Raw genomic sequence first — 21,449 nt, 5'->3', positions numbered from 1 at the left:
GGGCGCCTATTTCACCACAGGCAGATCGATGTAGGACGCGTCGTCGCCCGCGTGATGGACGGCGTTGTCGGCGACCACACCCTGGCTCTCGGTCTCGTTCAGTCCGCCCGTGTTCAGGTTGCGCACGAACTTGGGGAAGTTGGAGCTGGTGACTTCGACCCGGATGCGGTGACCGGGCTGGAAGGTGTTGCTGATGGTCAACGGCGTGGGCTGCACGGTCGCCACCTGGCCCGGCGTCAGGGGCGCTGGATGGTCATAGCCGTTGCGATAGCGCGCCCGCATGATGGTGTCGCCCAGGATATAGGCCGTGCCGTCTGGCGCCACGTCCACCAGCTTGACCGCGAAATCGGTGTCGGGCGCAGAGGACGACACCTTCAGCACCGCATCGATGAAGCCAGTGACCTGCATCGGCTCTGTCAGCGCCTCCGACGTATAGACCAGCACGTCGTTGCGCGCTTCGATCGGCCGCTGATCGAAGGCCCCGGCCGTGACCAGCCCACCGTTGCAGCAATCGCCGCCGCCGATGGTCTGGACCGGGTTCATCGGATCATAGCGATAGCGGTCGGCCGGTTCGCCGGCGGGCGGCGCCTGAAGGCTCAGCAGGCCGTCGCCATTCAAGCTGTTGGCCCCGCCGCCCGAGCGCAGGTACATCCGCACCGTCTTGACCCCGGCCGGAGGCCACTGAGCGGCCGTGCGCCAGGCGTTTTCACCCATGTTGAAATACTGCACATGCGGCGTGCTCTCGGGGAAGGCGCGGCGCTCGCCCTTCAGCCAGCGATCGAACCAGGCGTGCACCAGGGCGTCGCTGTCGAAGGTGGCGTCGCCTAGCGGGCGGTCGCCCGACTTGTAGTTTGGCCCCAGGCCGCCAAAAGCGCAGTGATTGTTGGGGCCGACCACGACGTACTGGTTCTCGGCCGCCTCGCGATCCTGGGTCGTGGACCGGGCGTGGTTGAACAGCTCCATGTTCGGCCCGATCGAGACGTCATACCAGCTGTTGAACCACAGGGACGGCACACCCCAGCCCATGTCGTCGTGATACAGGCCGCCCTGACGCCAGGCCGGATCGGATGGGGTGCGCGCGATCAGTTCCTCGAACGTGCCGGCCGGCTCGCCCAGGTCCTTCAGCATCTCGTTGACCGGCAGATGCCGGATCTGGCTGGGCCAGTTCACATCCGGCTTCTTGGCGTCCAGGTCGTTGTAGCGGACGATTCGGGCGCGGGTTTCCTGATCGAGATCCATCGGGATCTGGGCGCGCTGTGGATTGTCCACGCCGTACAGCCACACGAAGAACAGGTTGCGCGGCACGCCCCCGGTGTACCAGTTGCCCTGTTCCTGGAACCGTCCGACCTTGCCGATGCCGGCGCCCGAGGCCTGGGGCACCATGGCGGCGTGGGCCGGGTGGTTCTGGCCCGCCAGGGCCAGCTGCCACTCTGCGGAGGACGAACAGCCCAAGGTGCCGACCTTGCCGTTCGACCAGGGCTGGGCCGCGATCCACGTCAGGGCGTCATAGCCGTCGGTCTGTGGATAGCCCAGGATCTGATAGTCGCCGCCCGAGAAATACCGTCCCCGCTCGTTCTGGATGACGAAGGCATAGCCCTTGCTGACCCAGCTCAGAGCCGAGCGGGTGGTGCGGGCGTTGTAGGCCAGCTCGTTATAGGGCGTGCGGACGAAAACGGTCGGCAAGGGGCCGGATGCGTTCTTGGGGCGATAGACATTGGTGGCCAGTCCCACGCCGTCGCGCATCGGCACCATGACCGCCATCTGCACATCCGCCAGTCGCGACAGCTCGGTCTGTGCGGCACCGTCGCTGTAGCGCCCATAGTCCTGCGCCGAGGCGGCGATGGGCGTGGCGGCCAACAAGCCCGCGACGACGGCGGCGACGATCTTGTTCATGTTCATCCCTCCCAGAACGAGAGGGGACACTAGGACGTTTGCTACGCCCGTCGCAACGCAATGCGCGTCAGGCCTTGGCCTTCACCGTCACTTCGAAATGGCGATCGACCACCTTGGTCGGATTGACCTGCGCACCGCCGCGACGGACCTCGAAATGAAGGTGCGGGCCGGTGGAATAGCCGGTGGAGCCGACCAGACCGATGCGCTGACCGGGCGCGACAGCGTCGCCATTCGCCACATCAATCCGGCTCAGGTGGCCGTACAGGGTGCTCATGCCGTTGGGGTGGCGCACCTGGATGAAGTTGCCATAGCCCTCGGGGTCATAGCCCGTGCGGATGACCTCGCCCTCGGCGGCGGTGAAGACGGTCGTGCCTTTCGGCGCGGCGATATCCACGCCCTTGTGCGCGCGCGCCTTGGCTTCGATGGCCAGTTTGCGCAGGCCGAACGGTGAGTTGATCGCATAGCCGCGCACCGGGGCGGTGAAGGCGATCTGGCGCGTGATCGGACCCGCCTTCTCGACTTCAGCCTTCAGGGGCGGCGACACCGGCGCGGCGATCTGGGTCGGCGGCGGCAAGGCGGCCTCGCGCGCAGCATTTGGCGCGGCGGCGGCGGCGAACACGGCCACGGCGGCGAAGGCGGCCGTCTGGCCGGAGTGGATCAACAGGGTCTTGCACCGCGCCATCGGCGCGTTGGACAGCAGGCGTCGCATTCGGCGGCCTCTCCAGCGTCTCTACGCTCTGGAATGAAGGAAGCGGCGCCCCGACAGCGCACGGCGTTCCGTGGGAGGACGGCTTATGCCCGCGGGCTTTGGCGACTTTGGGGCTAGGGCAGGGCGGCGGATGGTCGCAGGGCGGAACCGGCCGCCTGCCCGGCCAGATCAGGCGATGATGTCGGGCAGGATGCGGTCTTCCAGCTTCACGATCTCGTCCTTCAGCGCCAGCTTCTTGCGCTTCAGCCGGGCGATCATCAGCTGATCGGGAATGGCGGCCTGACCCAAGGCTTCGATCGAGGCGTCAAGGTCGGCGTGTTCCTGGCGCAGATGCTTCACCCGCGCGTGAAGCTCGACCATTTCTTCGGTGATCGCAGGCGTGTCGTCGTTCATCGTGTCATCTCCACGCCGCTCGTCTCAAGCCGCTTATAGCCACGCTGATCTCAGGCCGGAAGGGCGTCTGCGAGCCGGATCAGGGCCGGGCGCGGTGTCACGTCGGCCCACATCCGCGCCGTGGCTGCCAGGCCGTCGATGATCGGGCGGGCCGGTCCGCTGGGTTCGGGCGCCAGCGCCTCCAGCGCATCCAGCAAATGCCGTTCCGCCTCCAGTTCCAGCGCCTTGATGCGGTTGCGCACGCTCTCGCGCGGGCCGTCGTCGATATCGGGCACCGGCGCCTTCAGGGTCCGCCGCACCGAACGCAGCGGGGCGACGACGACGCTGTCCCAGGCGCGGGCCGTGTCGCAGGCCGCCTCGATCGTCTCTTCGTCCGGCTTTCGGCCTGTCGCCGCGACCCAGGCGGACCACAGCAGCACAGGCACGTTCTGGTCGTGGCTGTCCTGCAGCGCCAGACACGCCTCGCCGACCCCCGGCGCGCCATAGGCGGCGACCGCCCAGTCCCACAGCCTCATGAATTCAGGCCTTCCCAGCGCCGCACCGCGCCCCAATCCAGGCCGAACAGGTCCAGCGTCCGCCCCACCGACTGATCGACCATCTCCATGATCGAGCTCGGCCTGGCGTAAAGCGCGGGCAGGGGCGGGGCGATGATCGCGCCCATTTCGGCTAAGGACGTCATGGTGCGCAGATGGCCCAGGTGGAACGGCGTTTCGCGGACCATCAGCACCAGCGGTCGCCGCTCTTTCAGCGTCACGTCCGCCGCACGCGTCAGCAGGGTGGAGGTCACGCCGGTCGCGATCTCGCTCATCGTCTTGATCGAGCAGGGCGCCACGATCATGCCCATGGTGCGGAACGAGCCGGAGGCGATCGTCGCCCCCACGTCGCCCAGTTTGTGAACCACCGACGCCTTGGCCGTCAGTTCGTCGGGCGACAGATCGGTCTCCTGCGACAATGTGAGCAGGGCGGCCTTGGTCACGACCAGATGGCTTTCGACGCCCAGATCGTTCAGCGCGTCCAGCACCCGGGCGCCATAGACGGCGCCGGAAGCCCCTGAAATTCCGACCACCAGTCTGGCAGGCGGGTTCCGTATGGCTCCGTTCACATCATCGTCCATTTTGGGGGTCAGCCTCCTTCGGGTCCGGGGCGACGGGCTGTCACTGGAAAGTGATTACACAGCGCGCCAAACCGGGCGCTCACTCTACTGGTCCCTAACCAAAGGAGGCGCAAGCCATGACCATCGAGGCTCGTATTCGCGAACTGGGTAATCGTCATCGCACCTTGGATGAGACCATCCAGAAGGAGCTTACCCGCCCATCCACGGATCCGTTGCAGGTCAGGGCGCTGAAGCAGAAGAAGCTTCGGCTGAAGGAAGAAATCACCAGTCTGGAGGCGCGCGCGACCTAGCGTCCGCCTCCCTGAAAACGACGACGGCCCCGGAGATCGCTCTCCGGGGCCGTTTGCTTTCCTGGTTTCGTCATCCTCGGGCTTGACCCGAGGATCGGAGCGTCCGCTGCCTGTGCGAATAAGCAACGCACAGCCGCATCGACGCCCGGCCCTCGGGTCAAGCCCGAGGGTGACGGACTGAAATCAGTCCTTGGTGCCGAACACCGATTCCGCCGTCGGCTCGGCGCCGGGACGTTGGCGGGCTTCCGGCACGAACTCGGGCTCGGCCTCGACCTGTTCGACGGGCTGGATCGTGCCGCCGCCGTTCTTCAGGTCGTCCTTGGCCTTCTTGTCGGCGGCCTTCTTGACGATCTCGTCCAGCGCCAGCTGGCCGACCAGGCCGAGGGTCACCGGGTCGACCGGCTTGATGTTGGCGCTGTTCCAGTGGGTGCGGTTGCGCACGCTCTCGATGGTGGACTTGGTCGTGCCCAGCATCTTGGCGATCTGGGCGTCCGTCACCTCGGGGTGGTTACGCACGAACCAGGCGATGGCGTCGGGGCGGTCCTGGCGACGCGACACGGGCGTGTATTTCGGCGCCGGCTTAGCCGACTTCAGCAGTTCGGCGTGGCGGCTGACGATCGCCTTCATGCGATAGTTTTCGTCGCCCTGGGCCTTGTCCAGTTCTTCGCGCGTCAGCTGGCCGCCGGTGACGGGATCGACGCCACGGATGTCGCGCGCCACGTCGCCGTCGGCGATGCCGCGAACTTCTAGCGGGTGCAGGCCGCAGAAGTCGGCGATCTGCTCGAAGCTGAGAGAGGTGTTGTCGACCAGCCAGACCGCAGTGGCCTTGGGCATCAAAATGTCGCTCATGGGGCGTTCGTCCCGGTGTTGTTGAGCCGCCGAATGAGGCTTCGGCTGGCGTTGGATACGACGGCGCCCGGCCTTTCGACCGGGCGCGTATGATGCCGATATAGGCCTATTCGACACAAAAGAAAACGCTGAGCGACAATCCTATACAGCAACGGTTCATCCGCCCTGACGCAACCTTCGCGGTAATGAAGCTTTTCAGCTTCGGGAGAGGAGAACCACCATGTCCATTCTGCTTGGCGCGGCTCTGGCCGCAGCGATGGCCTCGGGCCAGGACTATGCGCAGCAACGCGTCGCCCCGCGCGGCGGATATACCCAGTCGTGTTCGGAAGCCTATGTGAATCGCGGTCGTCTCTATGCCGATTGCCGCGATACGCGCGGCCGGATGCGCGGCACTTCGATCGAGCTGAACCGCTGCGGCGGCGAGGAGATCAACAACGACAACGGCCTGCTGGTCTGCGGGCGGTTCCGTGGCGACTATGAAGACAGCCAGCCCGGCCGTCCCGGCGGCGGCTGGGGGCCTGGCAATGGTGGGCCGGGCAACGGCGGTCCAGACTGGGGCGCTGGCGCCGGCCGCGCGCCCCAGGGCAGTTATCGCCAAAGCTGCACGGACGCCTCGGTGCGCGGCGGTCGCCTGTTCGCCCGTTGCGAGGGCGGCGGTCGGGATCGTCGCGCCAGCTCGTTGGACTACAGCCGCTGCGGCCGCTTCGTCATCGCGAACGAAAATGGTCTGTTGGTCTGTGGCCCGGTGCGAGGTCAGTGGGAAGGCGAAGAGGGATGGGGCGGCGGCAATGGCGGCGGCTGGGGTCGGTCCTCGATCACCGTCTATGACGACGCCAACTTCCGGGGCGCCTCGCGTGAGTTCACCAGCGAGGACCGCAACCTGGGCCGCACCCCGTTCAATGACCGCATCAGTTCGATGCGCGTCGAAGGCCGCTGGGAAGTCTGCACCGACGCCGAGTTCCGGGGACGCTGCCGCATCGTCGAAGGCGATGTCCGCTTCCTGAACGGCGGCTTCAACGACAACATCTCGTCGCTGCGCCCCGTGCGCGGCGGGCGCTACTAGACGCTCAGCACGATCTTGCCGATGTGCTCGCCGGCTTCCAGTTCGGCGTGCGCATCGGCCGCCTGCTCCAACGCGAACACCGCCTGAACTGGCGGCTTCACCTTGCCGGATGCGACCCACGGCCAGGCGGTCGCCTCGACAGCCGCGGTCAGACGCGCCTTTTCGTCTGCCGGGCGGCTGCGTAAGGTCGATCCCGTCAGGATTAATCGCTTCAGCATGATCCGCTGCAGATCCATCTCGACCTTGGGGCCGGTCAGGGAGGCGATGACCACCCAACGCCCGCCTGCATTCAGACTGTTCAGGTTCAAGGCGGCGTAATCGCGCCCCACCATGTCCAGAACCACGTCCGCGCCGCCCGCCTCGCGGATCTGCGCCTCCAGATCGTCGCTCTTGGCGTCCAGGCTGATGTCCGCGCCCAGCGCCTTGGCGGCTGCGGCCTTGTCCGCCCCGCGTGAGGTGGCGATCACTCGGGCGCCGGCCGCCTTGGCCATCTGGATGGCCGTCACGCCGATGCCGCTGGTCGCCCCGTGGATCAGCAACGTCTCGCCGGCCTTCAACGCGCCGCCCTCGAACACATTGGCGAAGACGGTGAAGACGGTTTCCGGCAGCACGGCCGCCTGCACGTAATCCAGACCCTCGGGGATCGGCAGGACATGACGCGCGTCGACCACGGCCAACTCCGCATAGCCGCCGCCGCCCAGGAGGGCGCAGACCCGGTCGCCGACCGCCCAGCGCGTGACGCCCTCTCCGACGGCCTCGATCTCGCCGGCGATTTCAAGCCCCAGAACGTCCGACGCGCCGGGGGAAGGGGGGTAGGCGCCGGTGCGTTGCAGCAGGTCCGGCCGGTTCACACCCGCCGCCCGCACCCGGATCAGCACCTGACCCGGCCTCGCCACGGGATCGGGCCGTTCGGCGATTTTCAGGGCCTCGGCCGGTCCGGAACCGCCTTCGATTTCGATCACGCGCATCGCACTCGCCTTGCATTCGTCCGTATCCGGGCGTTCAGATAGGGATTGTGGACCGCCTTGGCCATGACAGCGCGAAAGGAAGGCGACGATGTTCGAAGATCTTGAACCCCGCCCGCAACGCGGTGAACCGCTGCGGGCCCTGTCACGCGAACATCTGGATGTTTACGCCGTCGAGGATTTGCAGGAGCGGATCGCCGCGCTTGAGGCCGAGATCACGCGCTCGCGAGCCGCGATCGAGACGAAACGCTCCAAGAAAAACGCCGCCGACGCCCTGTTCAACTTCGGTTCGTGATCGCGAATGATCCGCTGGCATGGCATGAGCGTTGCATCTTTCGTGCGAACGGCGCTGCCAGGGGCCGATTGCAGGACGGACCCGACCTTCTCTGATGATCAATGCTCAAATGACCTCCGCTCCATCCCCCGCTGACCGCAGCCGCACCGTTCGCGATTTCGCCCGGTCGGAGCTGTTCGATCGCACCTTCCGCGAAGGCATGGAACTGGTCGAAGAAACCGCCGCCTATCTGGACGGCGAGGGCCGTCGCGACTCCAAGATGCTGTCGCGCGCCGCCGCCCTTGCCTATGCGGCTGAGAGCATGAAGCTGACCACCCGCCTGATGCAGATCGCCTCCTGGCTCCTGGTCCAGCGCGCCGTACGCGAAGACGACATGTCGCCGGAAACCGCCTGCGAGCCGCGCTATCGCCTGAACGAGCGCCGCATCGACGCCGAGCCCAGCCACGCCGAACTTCCGATCGCCCTGATTGAATACCTCGTGCGTTCGGAAAAGCTGTTCGACCGCACCCTGTATCTGGATCGCCGCATGTATGCCGACGATCAGGATCAGGCCCCGGAAAACCCGGTGCTCAGCCAGATGGGCATGCTTGAGGCGGCCTTCAGGGGCTGATCGCCCCCTTTACGGCCCGACGTCGTTGGCGTCCGCCCTGCCGTCGTCGATGGGCTTGGGCAGGTTGACGCCGATGCCCAGCGCCTGCGCCAGCTTGTCGTCGCGCCCATAGACGTCCTCGCGGAACGCCACGCGACCCTGGCCGTCCACGAAGGCGGTCCAGTACAGCAGGCGCACCGAGATTTCGCGTCCGGTCGTCACGCGCGTCGTCTCACGCGTGTCCTGGGCCGTGTCGAACTGGGCCAGCTTGGCCGGATCGGGCGACAGCAGCAGGCGCGCGAACTCCACCGCATTCTGCACCCGCACGCAGCCGTGGCTGCGCTGACGCGTGGACAGGTTGAAGGCGGCCTTCGACGGCGTGTCGTGCAGGAAGATGGCGTAGCTGTCGCGCAGCTCGAACTTGACATAGCCCAGGGCCGAGCGCGGACCGGCGCGCTGAATGACCGTGCCGTCCTTCACATACATGTCGTTGGCGGCCAGATACCCCGGCCCCTTGGGCAGGATTTCGCGGCGCGCGATGCCGGCCGGCACATACCAGGGCGGATTGGCCACGACCGAGGCGAACGGCTTCTCCAGACTGGGCGTCTGGTTCTCAGCCGAGCCGACCACGACGCGGTTGGAGTGAACCGGCTTGCCGTCCTTCCAATAGACCATGATGGCGGCGGCGGTGTTGACCTCGATCCGCTCGGGCGCGACCTCGCGCTTCAGCCAGCGACGACGCTCCAGGTTCAGCGCGATCTGGCGCGCACGGTCCTCGGCCGAGGCGCCCAGCGAGCGCTGGGTGCCTGCGCCGATCCGCCCGTCTGCGCCAAGGCCATGGCGGTTCTGGAAGCTTTGCACCGCACGTTGCAGTTCGGCGTTGTAAACCAAGCCCTGCGACTTCAGCCGCGCGCCGTCGGCGGCCGACAGATCGCCCTCGGCCGTCAGGCGATCGATCAGGGCGGGGATGCGGCGATCGCTATTGCCCGGCTCGATGGTCGCGCCTTGGGTGAAGCGGGGCCAGCCGCCCTGCGCCGCCAGACGGCGATAGCGAACATAGCCGGCCGACAGGTTCTGATAGCCGATGTCGGTGGGCGCCAGGCCGTCGTACCATTGACCCAGCACGTTGCGGGTCAGGGCGTCGCTGAGACCGCGCGGCAGGTCCACGCGGTTCTTCTGCATTTCCCAAAGGTCTTCGACCGTCTCGGGCCGCACCTTGCCCTCGGCCAGGACACGGGCATAGGCCAGCGCCGCCGCCGTGGTCCGCAGGTCCGCGCTCGCCGGATCGGCCGCCAGTCCCACGAAGTCGAAATAGTCGGAGCCCGCCAGACCATGGCGATTGGCGCCGGCCGCGACGGTGTTCAAGGCCCGCACCCGGTCGGCGTTCCACACCGGCCGCCAGCCGTTCATTTCATAGAAGGCGCGCACATCCGCCTGCTGAGTCTCGGGCAGACGAGAAATCTGGTCGTTGAAGCTGTTGTAGAAGGCGGTCGCCTCCGGTCCGCGCTGCACGAAGACCTGCTGCGCGCGCGCCGCCGAGCCAAGGGTCATGGCCGCCGTCGCGACGCCCAGACCCAGTTGCCGTCTATTCATAGTCTTCCGCTTCTTCGATCGCTTCGGCCAGCGTGGCCGACGCCCCTGGTACCCGAACGCCCCCACATTATCGGTGTTCCGACCAAACAAAAAGCGCCGGCCTTGCGACCGACGCTGTTGGTGTTCCGATTGCTGCGAGATGTCGCAGCCAGGACGCGCTTACTTCTTGATGAAGCCGGCGAACTTGTTGTTGAAGCGCGAGACGCGACCGCCGCGGTCCATCAGCTGGGCGTTGCCGCCCGTCCAGGCCGGGTGCGTCGACGGATCGATGTCGAGGGCCAGCTTGTCGCCTTCCTTCCCGTAGGTCGAACGGGTCTGGTAGGTGCTGCCGTCGGTCATCACCACGGTGATGAAGTGGTAGTCGGGATGGGTATCCGCCTTCATGGTCGTCGTCCGGTCTCTGCGCGGTGACGATGCCGACCGTCCGTGCGCGTGAAATGAGAAACCCGCCACCAAATCCTTTTTAAGGGAAAGGCCCGGCGGGAATGAGGGGCGGCGTTTACACCGGGGGGCGTTCCGGGGCAAGAGGCGGGCGAAATGACCGATCAAGCCGCCGCCTCCGCCCCTTCCGCCAACCGCGCCTCGGGCATGGCCTCGCTGGAAGGGCGGCCCAGCGCCGGCGCCCTTCTGGCCGACCAGATGTCTGAAGCGGGCGCCAAGCGCGCCAAGCGCCGCGACATCCGCCCACTGGCGAGACTGATTCCCTTCGCCATGCGCCACAAGGGTCATGCCCTGATGGCGGTCTTCTGGCTGCTGCTGTCCACCGCCGCCTCGCTGGGCCTGACCGCCCTGGCGCGCGGGGCCATCGACCATGGGTTCGAGGCCGGTGGCGCCAATCTGAACATCTGGTTCCTGCTGCTGGGCGCCAACGCCCTGTTCCTGGGGCTGGCGACAGCCGCCCGCTACTATTTCGTCACCCGCACGGGCGAGCGCGTCATCGCCGATGTGCGAAAGGGCCTGTTCGGCCGCATCCTGACGCTGGACCCGTCCTTCTACGCCCATATGCGCACCGGCGAGGTGCTGTCGCGCCTGACCACGGACATCGCCCTGGTCGAGACGCTGATGACGACATCGATCTCGTACGCGCTCAGAAACTTCCTGACCCTGATCGGCGGCGTGGCCCTGCTGTTCTTCGTCAGCCCCAAGCTGACCGGCTTCGTCCTGCTGATCGTGCCCTTCCTCCTGGGGCCGATCTTCATCTTCGGCCGCAAGGTGCGCAAACTGACCGTCGCGTCCCAGGACCGCTTCGCCAACGCCGTCGGCTTCGCCGGCGAAAGCGTGGACGCCATTGAGACGGTCCAGGCCTTCGGTCGTGAACAGAGCGCCATCACCCGCTTCGGCGCGGCGGTCGAGGACGCCTTCAACGCTTCCTTGACGCGGATGCAGGCCCGCGCCTGGATGACCGCCCTGATCATCGTTGTCATGTTCGGCGGCGTGACCCTGGTGCTGTGGCTGGGCGCCCAGGACGTGGTGAAGGGCGCCATGACGCCCGGCGCCCTGCTTCAGTTCGTTCTGCTGTCCGTTTTCGCCGCAGGCGCCGTTGGCGCGCTCGGCGAAAGCTGGGGCGACGTGCAAAAGGCCGCCGGCGCCATGGAGCGGATCGAGGAGTTGATGCGCGCCGTCGCCGGCATCGCCCCGCCGCCCCAGGCCACGGCCCTGCCAACGCCCCCGCGTGGCGAGGTGTCGATGTCGGCCGTGGGCTTCGCCTATCCAGGCCGCCCCGACCTTCCGGCCTTGAAGGGCTTCAGCCTGACCGTACGCCCCGGTGAGACGGTCGCTTTGGTCGGTCCGTCCGGCGCCGGCAAGTCCACGGTCTTCCGCCTGCTACTGCGCTTCTACGATCCGCAGACCGGCATGGTCTCGGTCGACGGCGTCGACGTGCGCCAGGCTGATCCCGTCGCCGTGCGCGACCGCTTCGCCTGGGTGTCGCAAGAGACGCCGCTGTTCTCGGGCTCGGCCTTGGAGAACATTCGCTTCGGCCGCGAGAACACGACTTTGGAAGAAGCCCGCGTCGTCGCCGAAAAGGCCCAGGCGCTCGGCTTCATCGACGCCCTGCCGGAAGGGTTCGACACCCCGCTCGGCGAGCGCGGCAAGAGCCTGTCGGGCGGCCAGCGCCAGCGCCTGGCCATCGCCCGCGCCCTGGTCCGCGACGCCCCCATCCTGCTGCTGGACGAGGCCACCAGCGCCCTCGACGCCGAAAGCGAACGCCTGGTCCAGGTCGCCCTCGATCAGGCGATGGAGGAGCGCACCACCCTGGTCATCGCCCACCGCCTCGCCACCGTCCTGCGCGCCGACCGCATCGTCGTCATGGACGACGGCCGCGTGGTCGAAGAGGGCACTCACGAGCAACTCGTCGCCCAGGGCGGCCTCTACGCCCGCCTCGCCGAGCTTCAGTTCCGCAACTAGGGCGCCGTAGGCCGCACCAGGGCCGAGAAATCGGTGAACAGCGCATCGACTCCGGCCTCGGCGAAGGCTGAGGCATAGCCGGTCATGTCGCCGTGCCGGGCGGGGTCGTCGCCTCTGCGTCGCTCGACCGGCAGGAAGACGTTCTCGGCCCGCAGGGTCCAGACCACGACCTTGAGGCCCGCCGCATGGGCGTCGGCGACCAGGGTGCTCGGCGCGGTCGTGCGACCTTCGGCGTCGCGCGGCAGGACCAGGGTCATCTCCGGCGCGACCCAATCGGCGTAGGCGGCGATGGCCTTTAGCCCCTCGGGCGTGATCATCTGCGCATAGGTCACGTCCGCCCGGTCTGCCGGTCCGCCCTTGGCCGCGATCAGTTGGGCCAGCGGTGCATCGATGCGCGTCGCCAACCGCTCCAGCGGCCCGACCTCGAAACACTGGATGATGATCGGCGCCTCGGCGCCCGACAGACCCAGCCGCTCCAATTCGGTGACGAAACCGTCCTCCATCGGCAAGCCGATCCCGGCGAAATAGGTCGGGTGCTTCAGCTCCGGCGCCACGCCGATCGTCCGCCCGGTCCGCGCCGAGGCCTCGCGCGCGATGGCGACGACCTCGTCGAAGGTCAGGATCGACTCTTGACCGTCATAGGCGGCGCTGCCCGGTCGAAACGCGGGTAACCGCTCCCTGGCGCTCAGGGTCTTCAACTCGGCCAGGGTGAAGTCTTCGGTGAACCAGCCGGTGGTCTCGACCCCGTCGATGGTCTTGGTCGTCCGACGGCCTGCGAACTCGGGCCGGTCGCGCACGTCCGTCGTGCCGCCGATCTCGTTCTCATGCCGATCGACGAAGACGCCATCCCTGGTCAGCACCAGATCCGGCTCGATCACGTCCGCGCCCTGTTCGATCGCCAACTCATAGGCCGCGCGCGTGTGCTCGGGCCGTTCGCCGGAGGCGCCGCGATGGGCGATGATCAGGGGCTGACCCAAGGCTGGCGTTCCGGTCAGAAGGACGAGGCCGCACAGGATGAAACGGATCATCCGCCTTGGATAGGGCAGGGGCGCGACAGGCCGATGACCGTCTCCTCCCCACATGTGGGGAGGGGGACCGCGAAGCGGTGGAGGGGTTCTTGACGCCCCACCGGCCGCTGGCGATCAGGCAAGATCCCCTTCGTCACGGCGCTGAAGAAGCGCCGCGCCACTTCCCCCAAGCGGGGAAGAGACAGAAGCGAGCTTCAGGAGCCCTGAAGCACCTTGCGCAAGTGCGGATGCAGTTCGGTGTTCGACGCCAGGATCGACTTGCCCGTCTTGGGATCGCCGTCGTTCTCGATGGTCGTGACGCGGCCGCCGGCCTCGGTGACGAACAGGATGCCCGCCGCCACGTCCCAGGGCTTCAGATTGCGCTCATAATAGGCGTCGTAGCGGCCTGCGGCGACCCAGGCGAAGTCCAGGGCGGCCGAGCCCAGGCGGCGTATGCCGGCGACCCGTTGGCCCACAGCGTGCAGATCCTTGATCGACTGGGCGTGGCCCGACTTGCCGATGAAGGGCAGGCCGGTGGCGATCAGACTTTCGGACAGATCACGACGGCCGGCGACGCGGATGCGCTGGTCGTTCAAATAGCAGCCCTTGCCCTTTTCGGCCCAGAACAGCTCGTTCATGACGGGGTTGTAGGTCACGCCGGCGACGATCTCGCTCGACCCGTCGGGCGCGCGGCGCTCCAGACCCACCGTGATGGCGAAGTGGGGCATGGCGTGCATGAAGTTGGTGGTGCCGTCGATCGGATCGACGATCCAGGTGTGGGACTTGTCCGTCCCATCGATCATGCCGCGTTCCTCGCCCAGGAAGCCATAGCCAGGGCGGGCCTTCATCAGCAATTCGTACAGCGTGTCTTCGGCCTTCAGGTCGGCGGCCGTGACGAAATCGCCGGGGCCCTTCCTCGACACCTGAAGCTGGGAGACTTCGCCGAAGTCGCGCAGCATCGGGCGGGCGGTCTTGCGCACCGCATCGGTCATGACTTGGAGCAGGGCGGAGGCGAGGGCCATCGGGGAATCTCCTGGTCCGAAAGTCCTTCAAAGCCGCAGCCGGACAGTCGGAGAAGTTCAGAAAGGAACGGCCCCGCGAGGGGCCGCTTTAGCGTGGTGGTCTGTTAGTCCGCGCGGCGGACGTATTCGCCGCTGGTCGTGTCGACGACGATACGCTCGCCGGCCGACATATAGGGCGGGATCATGATGCGCACGCCGTTCGACGCCAGCGCGGGCTTGTAGGACGACGAGGCGGTCTGGCCCTTCACGGTCGGCTCGGTCTCGGCGACTTCCAGCACGACCTGATCGGGCAGTTCCAGGCCGATCGGACGCTCTTCGTGCATCTCGATGACGACCTTCATGCCTTCTTGCAGATAGGGGATGCGTTCTTCGCCGACCCAGTCCTTTTGCAGTTCGATCTGCTCGTAGGTGGTGTCGTCCATGAAGACCAGGCTGTCGCCGTTGTCGAACAGATAGGAGAAGTCCTTCTGTTCCAGCGTCACGCGCTCGACCTTGTCCTCCGACCGGAAGCGTTCGTTCAGCTTGTTGCCGGTCTCCAGGTTCTTGGCCTCGACGTTGGCGAAGGCGCCGCCCTTGCCGGGCTTGACGTGGCTGGCCTTGGTGACGACCCACAGGCCGCCATTGTGCTGCAGGACCATGCCGGGCTTGATGGTGTTGCCGTTGATCTTCATGGGGTCACATCGGAAATGGAGTTGCGCCCTCGCACCGTTCGGGGCGAGGCGAATAGGGCGCGATCCCTAGAGGAAGCCCCGATAAAGGGCAAGGCGACGCAACCTAATGCAGGGTGCGTCCGCCCGAAGCGTCATCGGCCTTGCGATGCAGGAAGTTTCCGAACCGCACACCTGATCCTAGCGGCGCCGCCATCTTGCCAGCCCCTTCGTCCAGCTTGCGCGCTTCGTGGGCGAAGGCTGCGGCCAGACCGGCCGACGACATCGCGGCGACCACCTGACGCGCCATCGACGACGGCCGCAGGCCCAGCCAGACGGCGTTCACCGTCTGGGCCGCGACCCATAGGCCCATGGCGCGGGTCCGCTCCTTTTGCGGAGGCGCATTCCAGACCCGTACGGCCGACAGGGTCGTCGCCGAAAACACCGCCGGCAGGATCAGGCTGAAGGCCCCCTTGGGCTTTTCGGTGATAGGCAGGTCCTTGTCGCGCACCTGTTTCAGGTTGCGACGGGGCTTCAACGCGCCCGAGGCGATGGTGTGGGCCAACAGGGCGAAGCCGACGGTCAGGGCGATCCCGGCGACCACATGGCCGGCGCTGCGGCCCTCGCTGTTCAGCAATTCCATGGCGGCGTCGCGCACGTCGTCGATGGCGTCGTCGATATCGGTCATGGTCCGCTCCAGCTTGGCCCTGACAGGCTAATGGCCGGAGCGGATTGGAGTTCCGTCAGAAGGCAGAGCTTAGTTGCCGGTCGCCGCGCCGTCGGTGACGATCTCTTTCATCGCCGATTGCAGATAGTTCTGCGCGCCCATCAGCTCGATCAGCTTGTGCTGGTTTTCCAGGAAGTCGATGTGCTCTTCGGTGTCGGCCAGGATCTTCATCAGCAGGTCACGGCTGACGTAATCGCGGGTTTCCTCGCACTGGGTCACGGCGGCGGCGGTCGTCGCGCGGCTGTCCAGTTCCAGTTGCAGATCGGCGCCCAAGCATTCGATCGGATCCTCGCCGACCTTCAGCTTGTGCAGGTCTTGCAGATTGGGCAGCCCGTCCAGGAAGAGGATGCGTTTGATCAGCATGTCGGCGTGCTTCATCTCGCCGATCGACTCTTCGTAGATGACGTTGCCCAGGTGCGCGAGGCCCCAGCTTTCGAACATGCGGGCATGCAGGAAATACTGATTCACGGCCGTCAGCTCGTTGGTCAGCACTGCGTTCAGCGTGCGCAGGATTGCGGGGTCGCCCTTCATGGCCATGGTCCTTGGTCTCGCCACGGCGCTATCGCCGTCTGTCGAGCGCAGCCATAACACAGTAAAACGGGCTTTGTTTATTTGCGAGTTTTTATCACTGCATTGAGAGTGCGAGTGACTGTCGGCCGCAGGCGAAGCAAACTATTCGGCTGCGAGTGCGAACGCTTCGCGGCTTTCCTGAATCATCTGACGCATCTCGCAGACACATTTGGCGCACTGGGCCTGGCATTGGTTGCGCGCGAAGATGTCACGCGGACGGCAGGCGCCGGCCTCGATGGCCTGGGCGACATCACGCTGGCGAAGACCGTTACAGTTGCAGACGTACACGAGGCGCTACACGTTTCACTGACTGAGAATGGTTCGCTATAGCAGTCCTTAAGGCGATTGCAAGTCGTTCGCACGGCTTCGCCCGGCCTTAGGCCGTTGACGGATCGTCGCGGGGGCAGGCAATGACGGACATGGCCCGAACACCCACCGTCCCCGAGCGTCCGCCCTGCCGGCTGTATCTGATCACGCCGCCTGTGATCGCCGACCTGAACGCCTTTGCGCAAACCCTCGATCAGGCCCTGGCCGCCGGCGATGTCGCGGCCTTGCAGATCCGGCTGAAGCCCGCCGACGACGCCGCCCTTCGTACTGCGGTCGAGGTCTTGGCTCCCATTGCGCGGCGTCATGATGTCGCGGTCCTGCTGAACGACCGGCCCGATCTGGCGCGGGCCACCGGCTGCGATGGCGTTCACATCGGTCAGGAAGACGGCTCGCTGGCCGAGGCGCGCCGTATCATGGGGCCGGACGCCATGATCGGCGTCACCTGCCACGACGACCGCGACCTGGCCTGGGACGCCGCAGAGGGCGGCGCCGACTACGTCGCCTTCGGCGCCTTCTATCCCACCGATACAAAGGAAACGGTGCATCGCCCGCCGCTGGACATCCTGACGGTGTGGCAAGAGACGGTCGAGACGCCCTGCGTCGCCATCGGCGGGATCACGGTCGACAACGCTGCAGAGCTTGCCCAGGCCGGCGCCGACTTCGTGGCGGTCAGCGGCGGGGTCTGGAACCATCCCGACGGCGCAGCCGAGGCCGTCAGGCGTTTCAATGAAAAATTGCGGGCCTGACTTCAGGGGATATTAGGAACCGTGTCGTCCTATTCCGACCTCTGATTGGTCGGAACCTGTCCATGATCCTGAGCCGCGCGCTCAACATCGACGCCCCCCACAGCGCCCCCGTCAAGGGCGTGATGGCGGCTGGCCATCGGCCCGGCCCCGTCGGCGCCGACGGCCCGGACGGCCCCAATCCCCTGATTCCGGTGCTGACGGGCGTCGTCGTCGCCATCCTGGTCGCCCTGGCGATCGCCTACGCCCGTTCGGCCGGACTGGTGGCGGGCCTGTGGGGCGCCAGCGGCGTCGCCGTCGCCGTCTGGCTGCGCACCAGCCGTGGCCGCACCAGCGACCTCACCTTCGCCGGCGTCCTGACCGTCAGCATCCTGATTGGCGAGATCATCGCCGGCAACAAGCCGCCGCTGGCGCTGGCCTTCACGATCGCCAACATGATCGAGATCGTCGGGGCTGTCCTGCTGGCGCGCCGGTTCTCGCCCACGCTCAACCTTTCCAGCCTGAACGGCGCGGTCAGCTTCCTGTTCTTCGCGGCTGTCCTGGCGCCGATCCCCGCCGCCCTGTGCAGCACCCTGATCCTGTCGCTGATGGGCCAGGGCGACATCGTTTGGCAGGGGTTCCAGACCTGGTGGCTGGGTCACGCCTTGGGCATCGCTGTATTGGGTTCGCTAGGAATGTCGCTGACGCCTGCGATGTTCGCGCGACTGCTGAAACCCAAGAAGCTGATCGAGGCCGTCGTTCTGATCGGCCTTGTTCCCGTCTTTTACTTTGTCGCCTTCACGGGCGACGTGCCGATGGGCTTCGTCCTGCTGCCGCTTCTGCTGGCCATCGCGGTACGGCTCGGCGTCGCGGGCGCCGCCTTCACCCTCGTCGTCATGAGCGTGCTGCTGGTCGGCAGCGCCATGATCGGAAACGGCCCCTATGCTCAGGGCGACCTGACCCATCAGGTTCTGATGGCCCAGATGCTGGTGCTGATCGGCTATATGCCCGTCCTGCTGGTGGCCTCGTTGCTGGAAGAGCGCGATCTTCTGGCGGAGCGCGCGCGCGTCGGTCGCGAACGCGCCGAAAAGGCCTCGGAGGCCAAGTCCCGCCTGCTCGCCAACGTCGCCCACGAGATCAAGAGCCCCGTCGCCGGCATCATCGGCATCGGCAATCTGTGGCGACAGGGCCATCTGGGGCCGGTCTCAGCCCAGCAGGCCGAGATGTCCGACATGCTGGTCAAAACCGCGCGTCAGGTCGAAACCCTGGCCCACGATCTGCTGGATGTGGCCCGCGCCGAATCCGGGGCCGTCCGGGTCGATCTGCGGCCGACCGACATTCCAGGGCTGCTGGAAGACGTGCGCCGCACGTGCCTGCTGTGGCCCGACGCCGACCGGGTCGCCGTCGAGGTGGTGTGCGAGGGCGATGGCTTGATCGCGGTCGCGGACTCTCAGCGTCTGGCCCAGATCATCACCAACCTGACCAGCAATGCGCTGAAATACGGCGGGTCCGGCGGCCGTGTCGTTCTGCGTGCGCTTCGTCAGGACGACTGCGTCCGCATCGAGGTCAGCGATTTCGGCCCCGGTCTGTCGCTTCAGAAGCAGGCGCAGCTGTTCGAACCCTTCAACCGCCTGGGCCTTGAGCGTTCGACGGTCGAGGGGCACGGCGTCGGCCTGGCCCTGGCCAAGCGGTTGGTCGAGTTGCAGGGCGGCTCGATCGGCGTGATCTCGGCGCCGGGCGAGGGCGCCACCTTCTGGGTCGCGCTGCCCAAGGCGTGAGGTCGCGCTTGCGGTCGCGCTCCGGCCGCGCGATGGTCCGGCCATGCCCATGATCGCCCTTGCCGCCGCCCTCGTGATTTCCGGACAGGCGACGACGCCTCCGCCGCAGCGCGCCGGTTCCAACCTGACGCGGGACTTGAACAGCGCCCCGCCTTCGGCGACCCCGCCCGCCGCCTCCACGGCAGCTCCGACCCAGGCCCTGGCCCGGGCGACGAGCCAGGCCTTGCCTCCAATCGGCCAAACCCCCGCGGCATCGCCGCGTCCGGCGCCCGCCGCGTCATCCGCAACGCGCACGACCCAGGCCCAGCCGCCCATCGGCCAAAGCCCTGCGGCCACGACGCGCCCGGCGACCGCGACACGTCCGCAAACGCAAGCCCCGACCACAACGGCGCCTCAAGCGACCGCGCCCCAACCGACAACGACCGCGCCTGCCGCAACCCCGCCGGCCGCCGCACCCGCCCCGGCGGCCTTGAACGCCGCCGCCATCGCCGCTCTGCCGTTCAGCATCCAGCTGCCTACCGGCCTGACCATCACCCCGGCGCGCGCCGGCGCGAACGCCAACATCTATCGCGTCCAGCGCGGCGACCAGACCCTGCTGATGATCTACGCCGGTCCGTCGTCGCAGTTTCCGATCTATGACGGCGAGACGGTCCGCGCCGGCGGCCGCGCCTCGGTCGTCGTGACCGAAGGCAGCCGCCGTCTGGCGATGGAGCACCTGTTCCAGCGCGCCGTGGACCCCAAGGAAATCCACGTCTGGATCGCCAGCGTCGAGGGCGCGGACCGGGATCTGGCCGAACGGATCGGCCAGTCCATCGACGTCAAATAGGGTTCAGCCCTCGGACCAGACAGCCATTTCGGTGCCGGCCGGATCGGCGAAGTGGAAGCGGCGACCGCCGGGGAAACTGTAGATCGGTTTCAAGATCCGGCCGCCGGCCGCCTCGACGTTGGCCAGCATGGCCTCGAGGTCGTGTGCGTACAGGATGGGTAGGGGCGCCTCGGTCTGATCGGTCTGATCGGCGTCGAACCCGCCGTCCAGACCCTGATCGAAGGCGGCATAGGTCGGGCCGTAATCCACGAAGGTCCAGCCGAACGCCTGGCTGTAGAATTCCTTGGTTGCGGGCAGGTTGGCGGCGGGCAGTTCGAGGTAGTCCAGCTTTCCGTCTTCACGCACGGTTGATCTCCTGAAAATGGGCGCCACCGGTCCATTGTCTTGCACGCGCCCTAAACATGCGCAAACCTGCAAACGGTTCGCAATTGCAGGAATCGAGCGATGATCGTGATGACGACAGGCCTGTCGGCCCTGATGGCCTTGATGCGGTGCGAGACGCGTCCGGTCGAGCCGCCGAGGCTCGACGCCGGTCGCGCCAACCAGCGACAAGCCCGCCCCAAGCCCTGATCAGCCGACCTGGGCGCGGTGCCTCAGATGCGCGTCGGCGAGGACGCAGGCGGCCATGGCCTCGACCACCGGCACGGCGCGCAGAGCGACGCACGGGTCGTGACGCCCCTTGGTGCGCAGGTCCGTCTCTTCGCCATCGCGGGTGATCGTCTGACGCAGGGTCAGGATGGAGGAGGTCGGCTTGAACGCGACCCGCGCCGTCACCGGCTGACCCGTCGAAATCCCGCCCAGCACGCCGCCCGCCTTGTTCGACAGAAAGACTGGCTGCTTGTTGAGGTCCAGCCGCATCTCGTCGGCGTTCTGTTCGCCGGTCAGTTCGGCGGCCTCAAAGCCCGCCCCGATCTCGACCCCTTTGGCCGCATTGATCGACATCAGGGCTGCGGCCAACTCGCCGTCCAGCTTGCCATACAGGGGCGCGCCCCAGCCCGCCGGAACGCCTGTGACCTCCAGCGCGACGACCGCCCCGACCGACGATCCCGCCTTGCGGATGCCGTCCAGATAGGCCTCCCAGTCGCCCACGACCTCGGCCGAGGCGGCGAACAGCTGATTGGTGTGGACGGCGTCGAAGTCGATCTGGTCCGGTGCGATCCGGTGCGGGCCGATCTGCACCACGCCGGCCCTGATCTTAACGCCGTCGCCCAGCACCTTGCGCGCCACGGCCCCGGCCGCCACGCGGCTGGCCGTCTCGCGCGCCGAGGATCGACCGCCGCCCCGGTGGTCGCGCACCCCGTATTTGGCCTGATAGGCATAGTCGGCGTGCCCCGGCCGATAGGCGCGGGCGATCTCGCCATAGTCCTTTGACCGCTGGTCCTCGTTCTCGATCAGGATCGAGATCGGCGTGCCCGTCGTCACCGGCCCGTCGCCGTCGTCGAACACGCCCGACAGGATGCGCGCCGTGTCGCTCTCCTTGCGCTGGGTGACAAAGCGGCTGCCGCCCGGCTTCCGCTGGTCCAGCCACGGCTGAAGGTCCGCTTCGGTCAGCGGGATCATCGGCGGGCATCCGTCCACGACGCAGCCGATCGCCGGCCCGTGGCTCTCGCCCCAGGTGGTCACGCGAAACAGATGGCCGAAGGTGTTGTGCGACATGCCCCGAC

26 protein-coding genes are annotated in these 21,449 nt (G+C 67.0%); 9 read left to right on the top strand and 17 right to left on the bottom strand.

All coding sequences use genetic code 11. From position 1 onward, the window contains the following. Nucleotides 1-6: 6 nt before the first annotated feature. From A4249_RS08910 to A4249_RS08890, 5 genes are all read right to left on the bottom strand, one after another. Entirely contained in the window at nucleotides 7-1,893 is a 1,887-nt protein-coding gene (locus A4249_RS08910; RefSeq protein WP_231868677.1) for a CocE/NonD family hydrolase, read from the bottom strand. A 67-nt stretch (nucleotides 1,894-1,960) separates the two neighbouring features. Continuing rightward, on the bottom strand, nucleotides 1,961-2,602 hold the full coding sequence (locus A4249_RS08905; RefSeq protein ID WP_066552055.1) for a M23 family metallopeptidase: 642 nt from the start codon (nucleotides 2,600-2,602) through the stop codon (nucleotides 1,961-1,963). 168 nt (nucleotides 2,603-2,770) lie between these two features. After that, nucleotides 2,771-2,995, bottom strand: a complete 225-nt coding sequence (locus tag A4249_RS08900; RefSeq protein ID WP_055754995.1) for a YdcH family protein — start codon at nucleotides 2,993-2,995, stop codon at nucleotides 2,771-2,773. Between the two features lie 50 nt (nucleotides 2,996-3,045). Beyond that, nucleotides 3,046-3,510 (bottom strand): TIGR02444 family protein, encoded by a 465-nt coding sequence (locus tag A4249_RS08895; protein ID WP_066552052.1) that lies wholly within the window; start codon nucleotides 3,508-3,510, stop codon nucleotides 3,046-3,048. Then, entirely contained in the window at nucleotides 3,507-4,109 is a 603-nt protein-coding gene (locus A4249_RS08890) for a UbiX family flavin prenyltransferase (RefSeq protein WP_066552049.1), read from the bottom strand. Before A4249_RS08890 ends, A4249_RS08895 begins: the two co-directional genes overlap by 4 nt. A gap of 116 nt (nucleotides 4,110-4,225) precedes the next feature. Here A4249_RS08890 and A4249_RS08885 point away from each other — a divergent pair, with 116 nt between their 5' ends. Then, complete coding sequence (locus A4249_RS08885; RefSeq protein ID WP_017505994.1) at nucleotides 4,226-4,399, top strand: YdcH family protein; 174 nt, start codon at nucleotides 4,226-4,228, stop codon at nucleotides 4,397-4,399. Between the two features lie 183 nt (nucleotides 4,400-4,582). Here the strand turns inward: A4249_RS08885 and A4249_RS08880 are convergent, their stop codons facing one another. Then, nucleotides 4,583-5,248: a DUF1013 domain-containing protein gene (locus tag A4249_RS08880; protein ID WP_039245300.1), complete on the bottom strand. Its 666-nt coding sequence runs from the start codon at nucleotides 5,246-5,248 to the stop codon at nucleotides 4,583-4,585. A gap of 220 nt (nucleotides 5,249-5,468) precedes the next feature. Here A4249_RS08880 and A4249_RS08875 point away from each other — a divergent pair, with 220 nt between their 5' ends. Beyond that, complete coding sequence (locus A4249_RS08875; RefSeq protein WP_066552048.1) at nucleotides 5,469-6,311, top strand: beta/gamma crystallin-related protein; 843 nt, start codon at nucleotides 5,469-5,471, stop codon at nucleotides 6,309-6,311. Here the strand turns inward: A4249_RS08875 and A4249_RS08870 are convergent. Further along, complete coding sequence (locus tag A4249_RS08870) at nucleotides 6,308-7,279, bottom strand: NAD(P)H-quinone oxidoreductase (RefSeq protein ID WP_066552047.1); 972 nt, start codon at nucleotides 7,277-7,279, stop codon at nucleotides 6,308-6,310. The genes A4249_RS08875 and A4249_RS08870 overlap by 4 nt on opposite strands. 88 nt (nucleotides 7,280-7,367) lie before the next feature. Here A4249_RS08870 and A4249_RS08865 point away from each other — a divergent pair, with 88 nt between their 5' ends. After that, a complete protein-coding gene (locus A4249_RS08865; RefSeq protein ID WP_066552046.1) occupies nucleotides 7,368-7,571 on the top strand; it encodes a DUF1192 domain-containing protein in 204 nt (67 codons plus the stop codon). 109 nt (nucleotides 7,572-7,680) lie between these two features. Beyond that, nucleotides 7,681-8,181, top strand: a complete 501-nt coding sequence (gene rcdA / locus A4249_RS08860) for a protease adaptor protein RcdA (RefSeq protein ID WP_055754989.1) — start codon at nucleotides 7,681-7,683, stop codon at nucleotides 8,179-8,181. Between the two features lie 9 nt (nucleotides 8,182-8,190). On the opposite strand, the gene A4249_RS08855 is transcribed toward rcdA, so the two are convergent. Together A4249_RS08855 and rpmE are read right to left on the bottom strand one after the other, a co-directional pair. After that, entirely contained in the window at nucleotides 8,191-9,753 is a 1,563-nt protein-coding gene (locus tag A4249_RS08855) for a L,D-transpeptidase family protein (RefSeq protein ID WP_066552045.1), read from the bottom strand. A 159-nt stretch (nucleotides 9,754-9,912) separates the two neighbouring features. Then, the gene (rpmE, locus tag A4249_RS08850) at nucleotides 9,913-10,137 is read right to left on the bottom strand and encodes a 50S ribosomal protein L31 (RefSeq protein ID WP_017506001.1); all 225 of its coding nucleotides are present in this window, start codon (nucleotides 10,135-10,137) and stop codon (nucleotides 9,913-9,915) included. Nucleotides 10,138-10,290: 153 nt separating this feature from the next. On the opposite strand from rpmE, the gene A4249_RS08845 reads away from it, so the two are divergent. Beyond that, nucleotides 10,291-12,159, top strand: coding sequence for an ABC transporter transmembrane domain-containing protein (locus tag A4249_RS08845; protein WP_066552044.1), 1,869 nt, complete (start codon nucleotides 10,291-10,293; stop codon nucleotides 12,157-12,159). Here A4249_RS08845 and A4249_RS08840 read toward each other — a convergent pair. From A4249_RS08840 to A4249_RS08815, 6 genes are all read right to left on the bottom strand, one after another. Beyond that, nucleotides 12,156-13,187: a glycerophosphodiester phosphodiesterase gene (locus A4249_RS08840; protein WP_066552042.1), complete on the bottom strand. Its 1,032-nt coding sequence runs from the start codon at nucleotides 13,185-13,187 to the stop codon at nucleotides 12,156-12,158. The two genes, A4249_RS08845 and A4249_RS08840, sit on opposite strands and share 4 nt — an antisense overlap. A gap of 194 nt (nucleotides 13,188-13,381) precedes the next feature. After that, nucleotides 13,382-14,188, bottom strand: a complete 807-nt coding sequence (locus A4249_RS08835) for an inositol monophosphatase family protein (protein WP_066552040.1) — start codon at nucleotides 14,186-14,188, stop codon at nucleotides 13,382-13,384. 104 nt (nucleotides 14,189-14,292) lie between these two features. Continuing rightward, on the bottom strand, nucleotides 14,293-14,859 hold the full coding sequence (gene efp, locus A4249_RS08830; RefSeq protein WP_055754985.1) for an elongation factor P: 567 nt from the start codon (nucleotides 14,857-14,859) through the stop codon (nucleotides 14,293-14,295). A gap of 103 nt (nucleotides 14,860-14,962) precedes the next feature. Beyond that, nucleotides 14,963-15,523, bottom strand: a complete 561-nt coding sequence (locus tag A4249_RS08825) for a tryptophan-rich sensory protein (RefSeq protein WP_066552039.1) — start codon at nucleotides 15,521-15,523, stop codon at nucleotides 14,963-14,965. Between the two features lie 69 nt (nucleotides 15,524-15,592). Next, nucleotides 15,593-16,093 carry a bacterioferritin gene (bfr, locus tag A4249_RS08820; RefSeq protein ID WP_026108332.1) on the bottom strand — a complete coding sequence of 167 codons (501 nt, stop codon included), beginning with the start codon at nucleotides 16,091-16,093 and terminating at the stop codon, nucleotides 15,593-15,595. A 141-nt stretch (nucleotides 16,094-16,234) separates the two neighbouring features. Beyond that, nucleotides 16,235-16,420 carry a (2Fe-2S)-binding protein gene (locus A4249_RS08815; protein ID WP_017504559.1) on the bottom strand — a complete coding sequence of 62 codons (186 nt, stop codon included), beginning with the start codon at nucleotides 16,418-16,420 and terminating at the stop codon, nucleotides 16,235-16,237. A 131-nt stretch (nucleotides 16,421-16,551) separates the two neighbouring features. On the opposite strand from A4249_RS08815, the gene thiE reads away from it, so the two are divergent. From thiE to A4249_RS08800, 3 genes are all read left to right on the top strand, one after another. Continuing rightward, complete coding sequence (thiE, locus tag A4249_RS08810) at nucleotides 16,552-17,205, top strand: thiamine phosphate synthase (protein WP_066554961.1); 654 nt, start codon at nucleotides 16,552-16,554, stop codon at nucleotides 17,203-17,205. Between the two features lie 62 nt (nucleotides 17,206-17,267). Further along, nucleotides 17,268-18,959 (top strand): sensor histidine kinase, encoded by a 1,692-nt coding sequence (locus A4249_RS08805; RefSeq protein ID WP_066552038.1) that lies wholly within the window; start codon nucleotides 17,268-17,270, stop codon nucleotides 18,957-18,959. 43 nt (nucleotides 18,960-19,002) lie between these two features. After that, complete coding sequence (locus A4249_RS08800) at nucleotides 19,003-19,785, top strand: hypothetical protein (protein WP_066552037.1); 783 nt, start codon at nucleotides 19,003-19,005, stop codon at nucleotides 19,783-19,785. Between the two features lie 3 nt (nucleotides 19,786-19,788). On the opposite strand, the gene A4249_RS08795 is transcribed toward A4249_RS08800, so the two are convergent. Further along, the gene (locus A4249_RS08795) at nucleotides 19,789-20,130 is read right to left on the bottom strand and encodes a VOC family protein (RefSeq protein WP_066552036.1); all 342 of its coding nucleotides are present in this window, start codon (nucleotides 20,128-20,130) and stop codon (nucleotides 19,789-19,791) included. Nucleotides 20,131-20,229: 99 nt separating this feature from the next. Between A4249_RS08795 and A4249_RS17055 the strand changes: the two genes are divergently transcribed. Beyond that, nucleotides 20,230-20,355 (top strand): hypothetical protein, encoded by a 126-nt coding sequence (locus A4249_RS17055; RefSeq protein ID WP_257722450.1) that lies wholly within the window; start codon nucleotides 20,230-20,232, stop codon nucleotides 20,353-20,355. On the opposite strand, the gene aroC is transcribed toward A4249_RS17055, so the two are convergent. Further along, the gene (aroC, locus tag A4249_RS08790; protein WP_066552034.1) at nucleotides 20,356-21,441 is read right to left on the bottom strand and encodes a chorismate synthase; all 1,086 of its coding nucleotides are present in this window, start codon (nucleotides 21,439-21,441) and stop codon (nucleotides 20,356-20,358) included. Between the last annotated feature and the right edge of the window lie 8 nt (nucleotides 21,442-21,449).

The sequence above is a fragment of the Brevundimonas sp. GW460-12-10-14-LB2 genome (genome assembly GCF_001636925.1).
In the GTDB taxonomy this organism is placed as follows: domain Bacteria; phylum Pseudomonadota; class Alphaproteobacteria; order Caulobacterales; family Caulobacteraceae; genus Brevundimonas; species Brevundimonas vesicularis.
This window is presented reverse-complemented; position numbering and strand designations above follow the sequence as displayed.